The 16,428-nt window shown below is 52.4% G+C and carries 16 protein-coding genes; 9 read left to right on the forward strand and 7 right to left on the reverse strand.

Translation table 11 applies throughout. The annotated features are described in order from the left end of the window. The first annotated feature begins 21 nt into the window (after nucleotides 1-21). The 3 genes from LWL52_RS01605 (at nucleotide 22) to LWL52_RS01615 (ending at nucleotide 3,117) form a co-directional block, all read left to right on the forward strand. Nucleotides 22-252 (forward strand): hypothetical protein, encoded by a 231-nt coding sequence (locus LWL52_RS01605; RefSeq protein ID WP_242916380.1) that lies wholly within the window; start codon nucleotides 22-24, stop codon nucleotides 250-252. Between the two features lie 313 nt (nucleotides 253-565). Beyond that, complete coding sequence (gene recN, locus LWL52_RS01610; protein WP_242916381.1) at nucleotides 566-2,245, forward strand: DNA repair protein RecN; 1,680 nt, start codon at nucleotides 566-568, stop codon at nucleotides 2,243-2,245. 59 nt (nucleotides 2,246-2,304) lie between these two features. Further along, nucleotides 2,305-3,117, forward strand: a complete 813-nt coding sequence (locus LWL52_RS01615) for an enoyl-ACP reductase FabI (RefSeq protein WP_242916382.1) — start codon at nucleotides 2,305-2,307, stop codon at nucleotides 3,115-3,117. Between the two features lie 361 nt (nucleotides 3,118-3,478). On the opposite strand, the gene LWL52_RS01620 is transcribed toward LWL52_RS01615, so the two are convergent. From LWL52_RS01620 to LWL52_RS01630, 3 genes are all read right to left on the reverse strand, one after another. Further along, nucleotides 3,479-4,990 carry a M28 family peptidase gene (locus tag LWL52_RS01620; protein WP_242916383.1) on the reverse strand — a complete coding sequence of 504 codons (1,512 nt, stop codon included), beginning with the start codon at nucleotides 4,988-4,990 and terminating at the stop codon, nucleotides 3,479-3,481. A 109-nt stretch (nucleotides 4,991-5,099) separates the two neighbouring features. After that, nucleotides 5,100-5,471, reverse strand: coding sequence for a cupin domain-containing protein (locus LWL52_RS01625; protein ID WP_242916384.1), 372 nt, complete (start codon nucleotides 5,469-5,471; stop codon nucleotides 5,100-5,102). Between the two features lie 26 nt (nucleotides 5,472-5,497). Then, nucleotides 5,498-5,737: a Kazal-type serine protease inhibitor domain-containing protein gene (locus LWL52_RS01630; protein ID WP_242916385.1), complete on the reverse strand. Its 240-nt coding sequence runs from the start codon at nucleotides 5,735-5,737 to the stop codon at nucleotides 5,498-5,500. Between the two features lie 139 nt (nucleotides 5,738-5,876). Here LWL52_RS01630 and LWL52_RS20610 point away from each other — a divergent pair, with 139 nt between their 5' ends. From LWL52_RS20610 to LWL52_RS01650, 3 genes are all read left to right on the forward strand, one after another. Next, nucleotides 5,877-6,344, forward strand: a complete 468-nt coding sequence (locus LWL52_RS20610) for a CsbD family protein (RefSeq protein ID WP_367615635.1) — start codon at nucleotides 5,877-5,879, stop codon at nucleotides 6,342-6,344. Nucleotides 6,345-6,491: 147 nt separating this feature from the next. Further along, entirely contained in the window at nucleotides 6,492-6,905 is a 414-nt protein-coding gene (locus tag LWL52_RS01645) for a YtxH domain-containing protein (protein ID WP_242916386.1), read from the forward strand. Between the two features lie 216 nt (nucleotides 6,906-7,121). Then, on the forward strand, nucleotides 7,122-7,580 hold the full coding sequence (locus LWL52_RS01650; RefSeq protein ID WP_242916387.1) for a YtxH domain-containing protein: 459 nt from the start codon (nucleotides 7,122-7,124) through the stop codon (nucleotides 7,578-7,580). Between the two features lie 85 nt (nucleotides 7,581-7,665). On the opposite strand, the gene lysS is transcribed toward LWL52_RS01650, so the two are convergent. Further along, nucleotides 7,666-9,192: a lysine--tRNA ligase gene (lysS, locus tag LWL52_RS01655; RefSeq protein WP_242916388.1), complete on the reverse strand. Its 1,527-nt coding sequence runs from the start codon at nucleotides 9,190-9,192 to the stop codon at nucleotides 7,666-7,668. Between the two features lie 344 nt (nucleotides 9,193-9,536). Continuing rightward, nucleotides 9,537-10,571 carry a hypothetical protein gene (locus LWL52_RS01660; protein ID WP_242916389.1) on the reverse strand — a complete coding sequence of 345 codons (1,035 nt, stop codon included), beginning with the start codon at nucleotides 10,569-10,571 and terminating at the stop codon, nucleotides 9,537-9,539. Nucleotides 10,572-10,819: 248 nt separating this feature from the next. Here LWL52_RS01660 and LWL52_RS01665 point away from each other — a divergent pair, with 248 nt between their 5' ends. Both LWL52_RS01665 and LWL52_RS01670 read left to right on the forward strand, forming a co-directional pair. After that, nucleotides 10,820-11,977 (forward strand): trans-sulfuration enzyme family protein, encoded by a 1,158-nt coding sequence (locus LWL52_RS01665; protein WP_242916390.1) that lies wholly within the window; start codon nucleotides 10,820-10,822, stop codon nucleotides 11,975-11,977. Between the two features lie 140 nt (nucleotides 11,978-12,117). Further along, nucleotides 12,118-12,516 carry a hypothetical protein gene (locus LWL52_RS01670; RefSeq protein WP_242916391.1) on the forward strand — a complete coding sequence of 133 codons (399 nt, stop codon included), beginning with the start codon at nucleotides 12,118-12,120 and terminating at the stop codon, nucleotides 12,514-12,516. Nucleotides 12,517-12,600: 84 nt separating this feature from the next. Here LWL52_RS01670 and LWL52_RS01675 read toward each other — a convergent pair whose 3' ends face one another. Next, a complete protein-coding gene (locus LWL52_RS01675) occupies nucleotides 12,601-14,712 on the reverse strand; it encodes a carboxy terminal-processing peptidase (protein WP_242916392.1) in 2,112 nt (703 codons plus the stop codon). A 491-nt stretch (nucleotides 14,713-15,203) separates the two neighbouring features. On the opposite strand from LWL52_RS01675, the gene LWL52_RS01680 reads away from it, so the two are divergent. Further along, entirely contained in the window at nucleotides 15,204-15,758 is a 555-nt protein-coding gene (locus LWL52_RS01680; RefSeq protein ID WP_242916393.1) for an arylesterase, read from the forward strand. Between the two features lie 27 nt (nucleotides 15,759-15,785). Here the strand turns inward: LWL52_RS01680 and LWL52_RS01685 are convergent, their stop codons facing one another. Next, nucleotides 15,786-16,379 (reverse strand): DUF4142 domain-containing protein, encoded by a 594-nt coding sequence (locus LWL52_RS01685; protein ID WP_242916394.1) that lies wholly within the window; start codon nucleotides 16,377-16,379, stop codon nucleotides 15,786-15,788. Between the last annotated feature and the right edge of the window lie 49 nt (nucleotides 16,380-16,428).

The raw sequence follows: 16,428 nt of genomic DNA on the forward strand, positions 1-16,428 counted from the left end.
GCCGAATTTATACCTGTGCCCATGGGAAAACGCCAGATCCGCATCTTCCGGAAAGACATTGTAAACCGTGCATCCGAACTGCTGCTGCAACCGGCCGTGCAGGTGGTGCTGCGCAGCAGGGTCGTTTTGCATGGCGTGCTGGAAAAGCTAAATCAGGAGCAACTACAACTGCAGGATCAGCGTTTTGGCCGGCATGTAGTGTCAGTGGCTGAGATAGAGGAAATCATCTACGATCTGGAAGCGCCGTGGTAGGATGTAGCGCAAGTATAGTAAGTATAAAATGCAGTCCTTTGCTGGCGCAGGCGTCCGCTTGTGCCTGGGTTACCCGTAAAGTATGAAGTATAATAGCCGCTTTTACGACAGGAGCAGCAAGGCACAAGCGGACGCTTGCGGCAGCAGGCCAGAAGAAAGGCTTCTATCTCTGTTGATAAAGTATAACGGGGTTGCTATCCGACTTAAAATGAAGCATACCGTAAATTTCATACTTCAAAAAAGAACAGAATTAACGAACTTTAGCATAGGCAAAAAGTCTTACATCTATTGCTACAGTTTTGTGTCTTAGAATATGCTGATAGATCTTAAAATAAAAAATTACGCACTGATCGAGCAACTGGAGATGAACCCCTCGCCGGTGCTCAATATTATTACAGGCGAGACCGGCGCCGGTAAATCCATTATGCTGGGGGCTATCGGCTTGCTGATGGGCAACCGTGCCGACTCCAAATTGCTCTTTAACCAGGAGCAGAAGTGCGTGATAGAAGGCGTGTTCGACATTTCGTCTTACAACCTGCAGGAGGCCTTTGCCGCCGAAGACCTGGACTTTGATAACCAGTGCATCCTGCGCCGCGAGATCAGCCCGAGCGGCAAGTCGCGGGCTTTTGTAAACGACACGCCCGTGACGCTGGACGTGCTGCGCAAGATCGGCGATAACCTGATGGACATCCACTCGCAGCACGACACGCTGCAACTGGGCGACACGAGCTACCAGCTCAACATCCTGGACGTGTATGCGGGCAACACCTCGCTCGATATTTACGCCGGCAACCTGTCGCACCTTAAAAATTACAACGATACTTACCGCTCCTATAAAAAGCTGGAATCCGATTACCGGAAGCTGACCGACCAGCTGGCGCAGGCGCAGAAGGAACTCGATTACCATACTTTCCTGCTCAGCGAGCTGGAAGAAGCCAGCCTGCAGGAAGGCGAACAGGAGCAGCAGGAGGAAGAACTCAAGCAACTCGAGAACGCTGAAGATATCAAGCTCAAGCTATCCCAAGCGGTGCAGTACCTTTCCGAATCGGAGTTCAATATTACCTCCGCCCTGAAAGACACGGCTTACCTGCTGGGGCAGCTGGCGCAATTCTCGGGCAAGTATGAGGAGCTGCGTACGCGCACCGAAAGCTGCATGATCGAGCTCAACGACGTAGCCGGCGAGCTGGAAGATGCCGAGCGCAAAACCGAAGCTGACCCGGAGCGGGCTTCCGAAGTGCAGGAGCGCCTGAACCTGATCTATACCTTGCAGCGCAAGCACCAGGTGCAAAGTATAACCGAGTTGCTGACCATACAGCGCGACCTGGAAGCCAAAGTAGGTAGCGTACTGAACCTGGACACGGCCATTGCCAATACCCAGAAAGCCATGCAGGCTGCCGAAAAAGAGATGCTCGAAAAAGCAGCTATCCTGTCGGAGCGGCGTAAATCATCGTTCGGCAAGTTTGAGCAGGAGCTTTATGCGTTGCTGGCCGAGTTGGGTATGCCGAATGCCCGCATCGTAATCCAGCACAAAGAGGCGGCTCCGTCGGCCACGGGTACTGATGAGATCAGCATTCTGTTTAGTGCCAACAAAGGCGCGCAGCCACAGTCGCTGGTAAAAGCCGCGTCCGGAGGTGAATTCTCGCGCCTGATGCTGAGCGTAAAGTATATGCTGGCTGATAAAACCGCGCTGCCTACCATCGTTTTCGATGAGATCGATACGGGTATATCCGGCGAGGTAGCCGTTAAAGTGGGCAAAATGATGCAGCAGATGGCCCTCAAACACCAGATCATCGCTATCTCGCATTTGCCGCAGATCGCCGCACAGGGCAATGCTCATTACTTTGTGTATAAAGAGGATAGGGAAGACCGCACCATCAGCCGCGTGAAAAAACTGAGCGATGAGGAACGCGTGAACGAGATCGCCCACATGATTGCGGGGGCAAATCCGAGTGCCAATGCCTATCAAAGTGCAAAAGAGTTGCTGTCACTCTAAAGAGATATTGCTATATTGCTGCCTTAAACGGAGTAATAAATAATTAAGAATAGAAAGACATGTCCTACAATCTGCTAAAAGGAAAGAAAGGAATTATCTTCGGTGCGCTGGACGAGAAGTCTATTGCCTGGAAGGTAGCCAAGCGTGCCAAAGAAGAAGGTGCTGAATTTGTGCTGACAAACGCGCCTATGGCCATGCGAATGGGTGAAATAAAGAAACTGGCCGAGGAGTGCAACGCCGAGATCATTCCTGCCGATGCCACTTCGGTAGAAGAACTGGAGAACCTGTTCACGAAGGCGCAGGAAGTACTGGGGGGCAAAATTGACTTTGTACTGCACTCTATCGGCATGAGCCCCAACATCCGCAAAGGCAAATCCTATGGCGACATGAACTACGACTGGTTCCAGAAAACGCTGGATGTATCGGCGCTCTCTTTCCATAAGGTATTGCAGGTAGCCGAAAAACAGGACGCTCTGAACGAGTGGGGTTCGGTGGTAGCGCTTTCCTATATCGCTGCGCAGCGCGTGTTCCCGGATTATACCGACATGTCGCAGGCCAAAGCCGTGCTGGAGTCCATTGCCCGCAACTATGGCTACCGTTACGGCCAGCTCAAGAACGTGCGCGTAAACACGATCTCCCAGTCGCCTACCAAAACAACTGCAGGCACCGGTGTGGGTGGCTTCGACGTGTTCTACGACTATGCTGATAATATGTCGCCGCTGGGCAACGCTTCAGCCGAAGATTGCGCCAACTACTGCATCACGCTGTTCTCCGACCTGACCCGTATGGTGACCATGCAGAACCTGATGCACGACGGCGGTTTCTCCAGCATGGGCATCTCCACAAACATTGTTAATATGCTGCAGAAGTAATTCAGATCTTAGGATTTGAGAATCTGAAAATGATTTTCACTTTTCCTGAAGTATAAAACAAGAAAGGCCTTTGCTACCGTAGCAAAGGCCTTTCTTGTTTTATACTTCCTGCTGCAGGAAGTACAGGCAGTAACTATACCCAGGTTACGTTAGCTGCTGGCGCCAGTATTAACTGGTGCCGTTTTGTAATTTGAGTCTCCAGACTCATGTGTATCAGACAAAATATAGGCTCTCGGTCTACGCAAGTCTGGAGACTTGCCAAGTTAAACGGCACCAGTTAATACTGGCGCCAGAAGAGTGCCAGAAGAGCTAGTAGCTTTTTTCTCCTGACTAAACCGGCGCCGGAGAAGCAAGTTTATACTTACCGTTCCAGCTTAAAGCCTGGGTCTACGACCGGGCGCTGTTGCGTTTGTGATACGGCCCAGCCGGTGGCATACATCCAGCGGGTCATCCGGGCCAGCTTTGCGATATCAATGCCTTCGGCCTCGTCTTTGGGTGTGTGGTAATCCGGGTGCAGCAGCGTGGTAAAGAAGATAGCCGGAATGCCGGCGCGGGCGTAAGGCAGGTGGTCGCTGCGGAAATACCAACCCTCGGGGTGTTTGGCATCATCCCAACTGGTATCGATGGTAAATTTCGTATCCGCTTCGTTTGCCTGCATGGCCATGTTCACCAGGGCCGTGGAGTTGCGGTGCGGGGCCGTAGCGCCCAGCAGCGCCGCAGAATCAGGGGCGTTGCGCCCGATCATATCGCCGTTGAGTACGGCCACGATCGCGTTTTTTTCTACCGTCGGATGTTCCACGTACCAGCGGGAGCCCAGCAGACCACGTTCCTCGCCGCCGTGCCACACAAACAGCGCCGAGCGTTTCCCCGGACTGGCTACCCAGGCGCGGCCAATCGCCAGCATCGCCACGCTTACCGTAGCGTTATCATCGGCACCGTTCCAGATCGAGTCGCCGGCAATCGGCGTTCCGATGCCGTCGTGGTCGTGGTGGCCGCTGTAGAGGACGTACTCATTTTTCAGGGTCGCATCGGCGCCGGGCGCCACTGCCACCACATTCAACGATGGGTACACGAAGCTCTCACGTGTAAGGTCGGCTATAAATTTCGCTTTAGGCTGTTTCAGGCGGGTGGCGGTTGCCTGCTTTACAAGTATAACGGGTGTATTGGTGGCTGCAGTGGCCGGGCTTTCGAGCAAGTACTGGCCTTCTTCAAAACCATGCCCGGCAAAGGCGAGGCTTTCTTCAGCTGTGGGATCTGTAACAAGTATAATGGCGGCCGCTCCCTGGCGTTTGAGGAAATTCTGCTGCTGCCGTACAGCTGATAAAGTATACCGGTAGCCACTCAAGCTGATGCCCGGCGCGGGCAAGGGGTTGGGTGCCTGCAGCGGCATGGCGATCACTTTTCCTTTTAAGCTATACTTCGTAGTATCGGCCAGTGTGTTGAGCCATACAACCGGCGCGTCTACGCGGGCCTGTACCGGCGCGGTTACCCAGGCATCTTTCCACAAGGCTAACCCCTGGCCGTTGACTGTTAATTTGCTGCTGTCGGCTACGCGCACGCGGTGGATGGGGAAGAACTGAAAATACGTGCTGTCGTCGCCGGCCGGTAATAAGCCTGCTTTGCGGGCTTGCTCGGCTGTCCAGGCAGCCGCCCGCAGCTCATCTAGCGAGCCCGCGCGTCTGCCGCGCATCGCATCGCTAGCCAGGGCAAAGAGGTCCTGGCGCAGCTGTTGCTCGGTGATAGCGGCGTACGCCGGCGGGGTTACGCTGTTCGCGCTGGCAGCAACAGGGGCTGCGGAACTGACTGGTGTTTTTGAGCTGCAGGCGCTTACCATGGTAGCGGCAATCAGCAGTAGTAGAAAGTTGTTTTTCATACAGAGTTAGATCTAAAAGGAGCCACCCTCACGTGAACCATATAGTGGGGCAGCTTGTAATGACGAATTTTCAGTATACGCGCACGCCGCTTCAGCTGAATCGGGAACGTTATTCCTCTTCCCGGTGCACCGTGCTGATGTCGAAGGCAGGCACGCACACTGACCAGTAGTCGCAAGGCTCCTCAAAGGGGTTGGCATAGCGCACGCGGGCGCCGGCTTTGATCAGGAGCGTTTCGCCCGCCTTCAAAACGACTTCTTCGCCATCGATCTCGATCAGTTTGCGCCCGCTAAGCACAATGGTAACCTCATCAAACTCCGGGGTCTGGTGGGGTTCGCTCCAATGAGGCGGGGCAACCATGTGGGCCACGCTAAAAGCTGATGTGCCCGTAGAGGCATGGCCAAAATGCTCTTCAATCAACTTTCCATCTATGGTGGGTACACGGAAAGGCTTGGTTTGTTTCACGTACTTTTTATCGCTCATAGCATATTCGTTTTTTGTCGTAGGCTTTACTGCTTTTCGGCACAGGCGCCTGAAGTATAAGACATCACACCGGCCCGGTCGGCCTCGCAGGCATTGCCATATGTCTTGCCGTCGCAGCCGCAAACCGGATCATACTGCATGGTGCAGATCTGATCGGGGTTGCTTCTGGCGGGGTCGATGCAGGAGGCGGTGGATTGCTTTACGGATTTGCAGGAAAAAACGGCAGCAAGTATAAACACGCTTACCGCAATAGCATTATTTTTCATCGTAGTTCGGGGTTAGGGGCAGCTCTTTTAGGAAAGGCAAGGGTCCGGTTGCTGTGCCGTACCGGGCCTGGTCTGAACTAAGTATTGCCTTTACCGTATTTAGTTTGAAGCGCAAAATTAGAGATAATCATGGTAGCATATGCGCTTTTATCCTGGGCTGATGCCCCATGCTACAATGGACGAAAATTTAAGAAAAAGGATCATGAACGAAGACAAAGGAAAGATACTTCTGGCCACCCTGGCCGGTATTGGTGCCGGTGTGGTAACAGGCGTGCTGCTTGCCCCGGATAACGGACGCACTACCCGCGACAGTGTAAAGCGCACTTTAACCAAGGTGAGCGATGACATGGAACGCACGATGAAGAAATGGATGAGCGGCCTGGAAAACCAGGGGGTCACCAAACCTGGTAGCAGCCTGGTGATGCACGGCTCCTGGGACGATGTGAAAGGACAGCTGAAGCAGAACTATGCCGATCTGACGGACGATGACCTGCTGTATGCCGAAGGCAAGGAAGACGAATTGTTCGGGCGCCTGCAGCGCAAGCTGGGTAAAACCAAAGACGAGATCGTAAGTTTGATCTCAGACATGCAGCTGTTTAAAAGCTAACAGGCGCTTTTCAGCGCCCCTGTCGTAACAGGATCGGGCTTATAGTTGAATTTTCAACTATAGATATAACTTAATGCTATACTTGAACGTTATTACACTTCAAGGTAGAATTAAACAGATAAAAATAAATTTATAAAGAACAAAACTATGAAAGACAATAGCGGAAAGGTACTAGTAGCACTGTTAGCCGGTGCAAGTGCCGGTGTAATTGCAGGCTTACTAATGGCTCCGGATACAGGCGAAGCTACCCGTGGCAGCGTAAAGAAATGGGCTGGCAAACTTAACAAAGACCTGGAGAAAAACCTGCAGGCCGGCTTAGACGAAATCAAAAAAATGAGCTCCGATGCGTATAGCAAAGTAACCGGCGCTGGCGACACGAACGCTGGTGGTGGTTCTTCTAACACTGGCGGTGGCTCAGCTAATAATAGCGGCTCAAATAACGCTGGCGGCGGCTCTTCAAACAAAGGTGGCGGATCTTCTGCTGGTGGTTCATCATCAGGTGGTTCATCTGCTGGCGGCGGATCTGGCGCAGGCAACACCGGTGGTGGCGGCAACGCATAAGTTATAGCTCATACTACAAGGCAGTATTGCCAGCTTGAGAAGCTTAACGCTTTATACCTGGCAATTTCTGTTACAAGAACGGCCTGCTCCCGGAAAGGGGCAGGCCGTTCCGTTTGCCTTGTTTTCATTAACCTTACGCCTGCGCTCTCGTTATAAAATGTAATACTCTAGCAAAAAGAGGAAGGTCCTATTATTCACCTTACAAGAAAACAGACGATGGAAACAAGTATGGAATGTCGCTCATTAGGAGAGGAGAGAGGTAATTACACCAACTCGAATGTGCGCCAGATAAGACAAAAAGAAACGACCCACCACCGCCATGAAAGCAGCGGCAGCAGCAGTAAAGGTGGAGGTAAATTGGCTGTAGGCCTGCTGGCAGGTGCCGGTGTTGGCGTGCTGGCGGGCATGTTGCTGGCGCCCGAAAGAGGGAAAGACCTGCGCCGGCAGGTAGGAAAAAAAGTAACCGAGGGCTTTAACGGCACCAAAGAAAAAGTAAACAGCTGGACCGGCAGAAAGCGCGGCTACACCGAAGCGCACGTAAATGAAGCGCCTGATTTATCCAGGAGCTATACCGGTAACGTGCACAAAAGCCCGTACACCGACGAGAACAAGTGGGAAGATGAAGAAATCAGAGACATGAAGGACGATTCGCGCAATATTCCGCCTGTTATCTAGATAACTTAAAAGTAGATCATTTATAAACCAAAAGCGCCCTGCAGACTGCAGGGCGCTTTTGGTTTATAAGGAAAGTATAAATGGCTTATTCCTCCTGTTTTTCCGGCTTCATCTGCGGGAAGAACAGCACATCCTGGATAGAATGGGAGTTGGTCATGATCATGCTCAGGCGATCGATGCCGATACCCAGGCCAGCCGTTGGCGGCATGCCATACTCCAGGGCACGCAGGAAGTCTTCGTCCAGCACCATGGCTTCGGTGTCGCCACGCTTGCCCAGCTCCAGCTGCTCTTCAAAGCGGGCGCGCTGATCGATCGGGTCGTTCAGCTCCGAGAAGGCGTTGCAGATCTCCTTGCCGTTGCAAATGGCTTCGAAACGCTCCACCAGGCCCGGCTTGTCACGGTGCTTTTTGGCCAGCGGGCTCATTTCTACCGGGTAGTCGGTAATGAACGTAGGCTGGATCAAGTATGGCTCACAGGTCTCACCGAATATCTCGTCGATGATCTTGCCCTTGCCCAGTTTCAGATCTACTTTAATGCCCAGCTTTTCGGCTGTCTGGCGCAGCTCCGGCTCTTCCATTTTTGAAATATCGATCTTGGTGAAGTGCTCGATGGCCTCAAACATGGTAAAGCGCTTCCAGGGGCGCTGGAAGTTGATGATGTTCTCACCTACTTTCACTTCGGTGGTGCCGTGCAGGTCCATGGCTACTTTTTCCACCATTTCCTCCACCAAATTCATCATCCAGTTATAGTCTTTGTAAGCCACGTAAAGCTCCACCTGCGTAAACTCCGGGTTGTGGAAGCGGCTCATGCCTTCGTTACGGAAGTCTTTGGCAAACTCGAACACCCCGTCAAAGCCACCTACAATGAGGCGCTTCAAGTATAGCTCGTTGGCAATGCGCAGGTACAGCGTCATATCCAGGGTGTTGTGGTGCGTCTTGAACGGACGCGCCGCGGCACCACCGTACAAGGGCTGCAGGATAGGGGTTTCCACCTCCAGGTAGCCTTTGTTGCCCAGGAAGCTGCGCATGGAGTTTACCAGCTGCGAGCGCTTCTTGAAAGTTTCGCGCACGTCCGGGTTCACGATCAGGTCCACGTAGCGCTGGCGGTAACGCAGTTCGGGGTCGCTGAAAGCGTCATACACGTGCTCCACGCCGTTCTCGTCCACCTCGCGCTTCACAATCGGAAGCGGTTTAAGGGATTTGGTCAGGATTTTCAGCTCCGTAACGTGCACCGAGATCTCGCCTACCTGCGTGATGAACACATAACCTTTGATACCGATGAAGTCGCCGATGTCGAGCATCTTCTTGAACACGGTGTTGTAGAGGTCCTTGTTTTCGCCGGGGGCAATATCGTCTCTGGAAACATAGATCTGGATGCGGCCGGTGCTGTCCATGAGTTCCGCAAACGAGGCTTTGCCCATAATGCGGCGGCTCATCATGCGGCCCGCCAGGGTTACTTCCTGGTAGTTATTCTGATCCTTATCGTAATTTTCCTTTATTTCCTTGGCTGTGGCAGTAACTTCAAATGTTTCAGAGGGGTAGGGGTTGATGCCCATTTTTTCCAGCTCTTCGCGCTCGTGGCGTCTGCGTAGTTCCTGTTCGCTCAGTTGCATGTGCTCTATGCTAATAATGAAGGTTTAAATAAACCGTAAAATTGATAAATAATCGGCAGCTTTGAAAAGGTTAATTTTTAATTGTTGAGGGGCCGGATAACTGAACTGCCGGGCGGTTGCAGAGGATCAACCTTTGGAGGAACAAGCCGCGACCTGTCCGCGCTTAGGCATGTCTGCAAAACAAGGCAGCAAGTATAGCAAACGACTACCTGCTGAAGTATAATCCTGTTCATCCTTAAATCCTGGAAATCCTGATTCAGACAGAATCTGAGCATAAAAAAGGCTCCTGCAAGTATAAACCTGCAGGAGCCTGACAAATAAGGTATGAAGTATAAGTATAATGCTTAGGCAGCCGCTCCCATCCGGTAGCTGTTGTCCTGCAGCAGAGGCCTGATCTGGTTCTCCAGGCGGGCAGCAACAAAAGTACCCTGTAAATGCCTGGGCAGCTCCTGCACAAACGCCTCGTATTGCTGCAGCCCCATGGCCTGCGCCACATAGGCCTCATGGATGCCGTTGAGGTAGCTCACGATCTGCAGCAGCGACTCATGAAACAACTTAAAGTCGATGTCGGCCTGCACAAAGCGCTCGATCTCGCGGTGCGTGGATGAAATTCGTAGGCGCGCCATCAGGTCGAAGAGCGTAGTATAGCCCATGCGCCAGGTAAGCTGCTGCCAGTGCTGGGGCCCAAACTTCTGCAATACATCGCCTGTTTTGCTGCTTCGGATGGCGGTGGCCTGGTTTGCCTGCACCTGTTGCCGCACAGCTTTTGCCTTCTGGCGGCGCGTGGTTTTCAGGAACTGCCCGATCTGTGCCTGCGCTTCCAGTTCCTTGCCTGCTATCTGCAGGCCCGGTTTGTAATGAGCCAGCGGCAAACGGCGGATGTTGAAATCGTCGTAATGGCCGGCAGCATAGAAGCTCATCGAATGCGGGTAGGCATTTTTTACCACCAGTCGGCCTGCCTCGCGCAGTACCCAGGCTTCGTTGTTGGTTTTGACGCCACGGGTGTGCAGGAAAGCCTGCAAGCCGGCAAATACCGCATAATAGGCCTGCGGAAACGTCCAGTGCAGGGCGTTGCGCATAAACACTTCGTCGCCCAATTCGGCCGTAGAGCGCAGGGCATATTCGGTGCTCCAGCTGTTCACCAGCAGGCGCTTCACTGTTTCCAGATCCTGCTCACTGAGCTGCTCCGGCTTTGCTTCCCTAAAGTACGCTACATTTTCCAGTCCGTGGCTGCCGCTGGCGTGCTGCAGGTGGTAACTTATCGCGAAAAAGTAGTTTAAGAAGATCTGTGCCGGAATGGATTTCTGCCACTCCTGGTCTGTCTGCTTTTCCTCTTCCGGATAGATTGAAAATACGTTTTCCTCTTCTTTCTCTTTCATGTATAACTAACAATATTAGTATAAGTAGAGTTGCAAAATGAGTCAGTTTAATAGTGTATTTATCAATTTTAAATTGTTGATAATCAGAGGGCTGATAATCATCTAAAAATATTTTTTCCACCATTGCTGCAGCAGGCTTTTTAAAGGCTTTAGCTAATTAAATTAGTAAAATAGAGTGGGGTAAAATTGGGGCAGAGATATAACTAGAAGCCCTGTTTCAGAGTAAACTTATCCATACAGAGCATCCAATGGACATATCATACATCATCAACGAACTGGGCGAGGACCGGGAAGCCTATTTTGAGGCGGTCGCACCCCCGATCTTCCAGACCAGCAATTTCGCCAGCAAAACGGTAGCCGAAATGCGCTATAAGGTGCAGCACGAAGAAGAGGCATACCAGTATACCCGGGGTAATAATCCTACCATTACCATACTGGAGAAAAAAGTGGCGGCCCTGGAAGGCGCCGAGCATGCTATCGCGTTTGGCAGCGGTATTGCAGCAGTGGCGGCGGCCATCCTTTCGCAGGTGAAGGCCGGCGACCATGTGGTATGCACGCAGCACCCCTATAGCTGGACCCATACGCTGATGAACAAATTTCTTCCACGTTATGGCGTAGAAACCACGCTCGTGAATGGTACCGATGCCGAGAATTACCGCCGTGCCCTCCGGCCCAATACCACCTTGTTATACTTGGAAAGCCCTACTTCCTTTACCTTCGATCTGCAGGATATACCCGCCGTAACGGCTATTGCACGGGAACATGGCTGCTCCACCATCATCGATAACAGCTATGCCAGCCCCTTGCACCAGCATCCGCTCGAAATGGGGGTAGACCTGGTGGTGCATTCTTGCACCAAGTATATCGGGGGGCACTCTGATGTGATGGGCGGTATGATCTGCGGCTCGCGCGAAAAGATCAACAAAATTTTTGAAGACGAATACATGACGCTGGGCGCTATCCTGTCGCCGCACGATGCCTGGCTCCTGATCCGGGGACTGCGTACCCTGCCGCTGCGCATGGCCCGTATAGCGGCTACTACGCAGCAGGTGGTAAGCTACCTGGCCCAGCACCCGAAAGTGGAGCGCGTGCTGTTTCCGTTCCTGCCTTCGCACCCGCAGTTTGAACTGGCGAAGCGGCAGATGCGCAGCAACTCCGGCCAGTTTTCCATCCTTCTTAAAACCGACAGCATCGAAAAGACCGACCTGTTCTGCGATAGCCTGCAGCATTTCCTGATGGCGGCCAGCTGGGGCGGGCACGAGTCGCTCATCTACCCGGTGTCGGCGACTTACACGGCTACAGGGCCAAAACCAAACCTGCCCTTTAACCTTATCCGCTTTTATGTAGGCCTTGAGGAGCCCGACTACCTGATCAACGACCTGGCGCAGGCGCTTGAGAAAGTATAAAATTGCTGTATTCAGGGGAGAGTCATGTCGGGTTCGTTTATACTTGTTTGAGCCTTGCAGGGCCTGCCCAGCTGATTTACAAGTATAACCTGATCCGGGTTTGGCCGGTAAAAAGAACTCGTATCAACTGAACAAACGCTATGAGTATAATAAATGAACCAGCTATTGCCAACAGTGCCAATGCCGCTACTTTAATAGGCGGTGGCCTGGCAAGTTACTTTTTAAATGAAAAACGGCCCAAAACAGCCCTGATTCCGCCGGTAGCAGGCGGCGCCCTGCTGCTGCTAAATCCGGGTATAAGAGCCGGTAACCGCACCATCGCTCATCTGGCGGTAGGGCTTACCTCATTGCTTACGGTTACCACGGGTGTTTTACTGGCCAAATCGGTGGCACCGGCAGCGCAGCTGAAATTCACAAAGCCGGTGCGCACGCGCCGGGCAGCTACCTTCGGGCTTATGACCCTGACCGGGTTAGCAGCGGCCGGCGTGTATGTAGCCGGGTTTATTCAAAAGCGTAAGCAGCCTGGGGCGGTTGCTTAAATGCCTGCCGTAAGTGGGGTAGGAGGAAAACAAAAAGGCCGGCTGTTTTTAACAGCCGGCCTTTTTAAATGCTTATACCTGTGCTTAGATCATATCCTGCTCTATTACAGCAACAGCTTCTTCCAGGTAGATATCCTTTTGGATGCTCTTGAGGAATTCTTTGTTACGGGCCACTTTTGCAGTATCTGTTCCGATGGCCTGCAGGTCTTGCGGCAAGCGCATTACCTGTAAAGTTGGCACTTGTTTCTGGGCTTCCTCATAACGCTTGGATTCCGCTTCCGACTGCTGCTCTTCTGCTAGGTATTTATCTAATTGCAGCGAGCGAACCGTGTTGTCTGATTGCTTTTTAAGGCGCTCGGCGCTTTGCTTGATCAGCGAAAAGCTATTGTTCTGTGTAATGCGGTTACGGCTGTCAGCTTTAATTTTAGCGATATCCAGCTTGGCGGCGGGCCATGGCTTGTAATTGGCCGGCGCGATCTCATCGAACGGCAGCGGGTAATCCTGCTCTTTCTCGCCAAGCTCCAGGGAGCTGTACAGATCCGGTAATACCACATCCGGCGTTACGCCACGCAGCTGGGTTGTGCCGCCGTTGATGCGGTAGAACTTTTGGGTGGTCAGTTTCAGTGCACCAAACGGCTTGTAAGGGTCAAACTGCGAAGGCAGGGCATCATCCAGCTCAAAGAACTGCTGCACGGTGCCTTTGCCATACGTGGGCGTACCCATGATCACGGCGCGGTTATAGTCCTGCAGGGCCGCTGCCAGAATTTCGGAAGCAGAGGCGCTGTTAGAGTTTACCAATACCACCAACGGGCCGCCATACTGTACCTGCGGGTCGCGGTCGTCGAGCACCACGGCTTTGCCGGTAGCGGTTTTTACCTGCACAATAGGGCCTCTGTCGATAAATAGGCCGCCCATCTCCACGGCATCAGCCAGGGAGCCGCCCCCGTTGTTACGCAGGTCCAGCACCAGGCCTTTCATACCGGCCGCTTTCAGTTTGGCAATTTCCTTCTTTACATCTTCTGCGCTGCTGGGCGCCCCGTTGTTATCAAAATCAGCATAAAAGCCTGGCAATTTGATGTAACCGATCTTGGCTTTGTCATCGATCATGGCTGATTGGGCATAGGTCTCTTCAAACACGATCACATCGCGCACGATCGGGATCACTTTCGTAGAACCGTCCGGTTTTTTTACTGTCAGGCGCACCTGCGTGCCTTTTTTACCACGGATCAGCTGAATGGCATCATCAATGCGCATGCCTTCCACTACCACAGGCTCTTTGTTGCCCTGGGCCACTTTTTGGATCGCATCACCCGGCTTCAGGTCGCCCTGCAAATACGAAGGGCTGCCGGGTACAATTTCCATTACTTTGATCTGGCCATCTTTTTCCTGCAGCGAGGCACCTATCCCTTCCAGGCGGCCGGTAAAGGCAATGTCAAAGTTGTCTTTGTCCTTGGGCGGGAAATAGCCGGTGTGGGGATCGTATACGTTCGTGATAGCGTTGATAAAAGTAGAACGGCGGTCGTCGCGGTTTACCTCAAAAAGGCGGGTATACAGATCGTCGTATGATTTGAGCACTTTCTCGCGTGCCTCTTTCTCCATCTGCTCCGGCGTTTTTTTCGCAACTTTATCGCCTTTGGCAAGGGCCTTGTCCTGTTCTTCTTTGATGTCGGCCAGGCGGGTCAGCGTCTGGTATTTGAGTTGCTTGCGCCACTCTTCTTTCAGGGCCGGTACATCTTTGGCAAAGGCCAGCTTCTTGCCGTCCAGTTCCACGCTCTCGTCTTTGGTAAAGTCGAAAGGCTTGGACAGGATCTCGCGGTAGTAAGCCTGGGTGTCTTTGGTGCGCTGCTCCATCAGGTCGGCCGACAGGTTGAAGAACTCATACGAGCCTTCCTTCAGTTGATCGTCGATGGCGGTTTCATACTTGCGCAGTTTCTGCACATCAGAGGCCAGCAAGAATTTTTTGTTGTAATCCAAGCGGTCCAGGTACAGGTTAAACACTTTCTTGGAGAAAGCATCATCGATCTTTTCCGGTTTGTAATGCCCGGTGTTCAGGCCCTGCATCAACGCCTTGATCAGAATCTCGTTTTTCCCATCGGGCGTGCCGGCATCTCTTTTATAAAGTATAAAGGAGCCCGTTACCAGAATAACAGCCAGGACAGATAATATAATTTTAAATCGGGTTGTCAAGGATAGCATCTAAATAAGTAAGTTGAACTAAAGATTTAATACGCAAAAGTGGTGCCGCAGATTATATAATGGCAGCAGGTAAGTGTAAGAATTTGTTAATGTAAGATAAAAGTCACCAAATCACAATGCCCGGCCCGTAGCGCCGGCCTGTAACGGTGTTGCCACTTAGATAACAATCTTCTTATGATAACTGTTTAAAACCGGATTGCGTTTCCGGAAGCCGGCGCAAATGCGTGTTTATCAGTGTTTACCGCAGCGCGGCTTGTTGAAAATACTCCCATAGCACACCAGCAGATAGGTGCAAAATAAAAGTGGCGGCCTTACCGGGCCATTACAGATTCAGGCTCTTTATACGTTGAAGCCCTGGAACCGATCAGCTGCAGAACAGCGTGCGTTAACGCAAAGCAGCAATTAGCCTGCGCAGGAGGCGAAAGATTTCTGGCAACTCTTTTACAGCAGGAATGGTAAGTGGGTAAGCGCACCCTGCAAAAGACAGTCCTATGAAAACGATCCTTATTTTTGGCGATAGCTTAACAGCCGGCTATGGCCTGCCTGCTGCCCAAGCCTACCCCTCGCTGATACAACAACGTTTGAAAGAAGCCGGGTATAACTACCAGGTGCTAAACGGCGGCCTGAGCGGCGACACCAGCGCGGGAGGCATACACCGCATCGAGCGCTGGCTAAACCAACCCATTGACATTTTTGTGCTGGCCCTGGGTGCCAATGACGGGCTGCGGGGAATACCCGCCCGCGAGACCAGCCAGAACCTGCAGCAGATCATCGATGCCATCAAGCTGCGCCACCCCGAAGTAAAGATCATCCTTTCGGGTATGGAGATACCTGATATCGTGCCCGGGCGGTATGCGGCCGAGTTCCGCAAGCTTTTCCGGGAGCTGGCGCTCAGCAACAACATTGCGTTTATTCCTTTTCTGCTGGAAGGGGTAGCAGGCATGCGCCACCTGAACCTGCCGGACGGCGTGCACCCGAATGCAGAAGGGCAGAAGCTGTTGGCAGAGCATACCTGGGCGAAGCTGAAGGAGTACCTGGTGCGCTAGCAACAGGAAGCGCCAACCCTGCCAGTGCTACTGGTCTCCTTTCTGTTGCATGCGCATGGCTGCCGCCTGTTCCATTTGCGCGCGCAGTTCCTGGTGGGTTTTCTGCGCCCACAAGGTCAGGGCATTGCCGTTGGTGGGGGTAACATCGCGCAGGGCGTCCTCATACTTGCTGATGGCTTCTTTTTGGGCATCCACCACGCTGTCCCAGTATTTCTGGTCAAACTTACCGGCGGCCGTTTTCTGAACCTCGGCTACATAATCCTGTTGTTCATCGCCCATCTGCTGCGGCAATGCCACGCTAAACTGTTGCGCGATATCCTGCAGCTCCTTCTGTTTCTGGGTATACCAGTCGATGAGTTGCTGCCCATACTGCTTTACCTGGTTTGTGGCCCCTTTCTGAAGCGCTATTTTACCCAGTTCGATCTGCAACATGTTGTTTTGTGCAGCAAATCCGATCAGCTCCCGCTGGTTTTCGGTCAGCGTGGTGTCGGCTGCAGCAGTGGTGTCTGCGGTTACGGTATCAGTGCCGTTGACCGCCTGTTTTTCTTCCGCAGATTTGTTGCAGGCGTATAGCGCGAGTGCGCCAAACAAAAGGCAGGTGCTTAATAGCTGTTTTTTCATAGGATTATATGGTTAGTTTGCAAGATGTTGGCCTTTCTAAACATACGGA

It is taken from the genome of Pontibacter liquoris (assembly GCF_022758235.1).
GTDB classification, from domain to species: domain Bacteria; phylum Bacteroidota; class Bacteroidia; order Cytophagales; family Hymenobacteraceae; genus Pontibacter; species Pontibacter liquoris.

Coding starts and splice junctions, on each gene's coding strand:
- LWL52_RS01605 (WP_242916380.1), top strand. CDS start 22: ATGGGAAAACGCCAGATCCGCATCTTCCGGAAAGACATTGTAAACCGT.
- recN (WP_242916381.1), top strand. CDS start 566: ATGCTGATAGATCTTAAAATAAAAAATTACGCACTGATCGAGCAACTG.
- LWL52_RS01615 (WP_242916382.1), top strand. CDS start 2,305: ATGTCCTACAATCTGCTAAAAGGAAAGAAAGGAATTATCTTCGGTGCG.
- LWL52_RS01620 (WP_242916383.1), bottom strand. CDS start 4,990: ATGAAAAACAACTTTCTACTACTGCTGATTGCCGCTACCATGGTAAGC.
- LWL52_RS01625 (WP_242916384.1), bottom strand. CDS start 5,471: ATGAGCGATAAAAAGTACGTGAAACAAACCAAGCCTTTCCGTGTACCC.
- LWL52_RS01630 (WP_242916385.1), bottom strand. CDS start 5,737: ATGAAAAATAATGCTATTGCGGTAAGCGTGTTTATACTTGCTGCCGTT.
- LWL52_RS20610 (WP_367615635.1), top strand. CDS start 5,877: ATGCGCTTTTATCCTGGGCTGATGCCCCATGCTACAATGGACGAAAAT.
- LWL52_RS01645 (WP_242916386.1), top strand. CDS start 6,492: ATGAAAGACAATAGCGGAAAGGTACTAGTAGCACTGTTAGCCGGTGCA.
- LWL52_RS01650 (WP_242916387.1), top strand. CDS start 7,122: ATGGAAACAAGTATGGAATGTCGCTCATTAGGAGAGGAGAGAGGTAAT.
- lysS (WP_242916388.1), bottom strand. CDS start 9,192: ATGCAACTGAGCGAACAGGAACTACGCAGACGCCACGAGCGCGAAGAG.
- LWL52_RS01660 (WP_242916389.1), bottom strand. CDS start 10,571: ATGAAAGAGAAAGAAGAGGAAAACGTATTTTCAATCTATCCGGAAGAG.
- LWL52_RS01665 (WP_242916390.1), top strand. CDS start 10,820: ATGGACATATCATACATCATCAACGAACTGGGCGAGGACCGGGAAGCC.
- LWL52_RS01670 (WP_242916391.1), top strand. CDS start 12,118: ATGAGTATAATAAATGAACCAGCTATTGCCAACAGTGCCAATGCCGCT.
- LWL52_RS01675 (WP_242916392.1), bottom strand. CDS start 14,712: ATGCTATCCTTGACAACCCGATTTAAAATTATATTATCTGTCCTGGCT.
- LWL52_RS01680 (WP_242916393.1), top strand. CDS start 15,204: ATGAAAACGATCCTTATTTTTGGCGATAGCTTAACAGCCGGCTATGGC.
- LWL52_RS01685 (WP_242916394.1), bottom strand. CDS start 16,379: ATGAAAAAACAGCTATTAAGCACCTGCCTTTTGTTTGGCGCACTCGCG.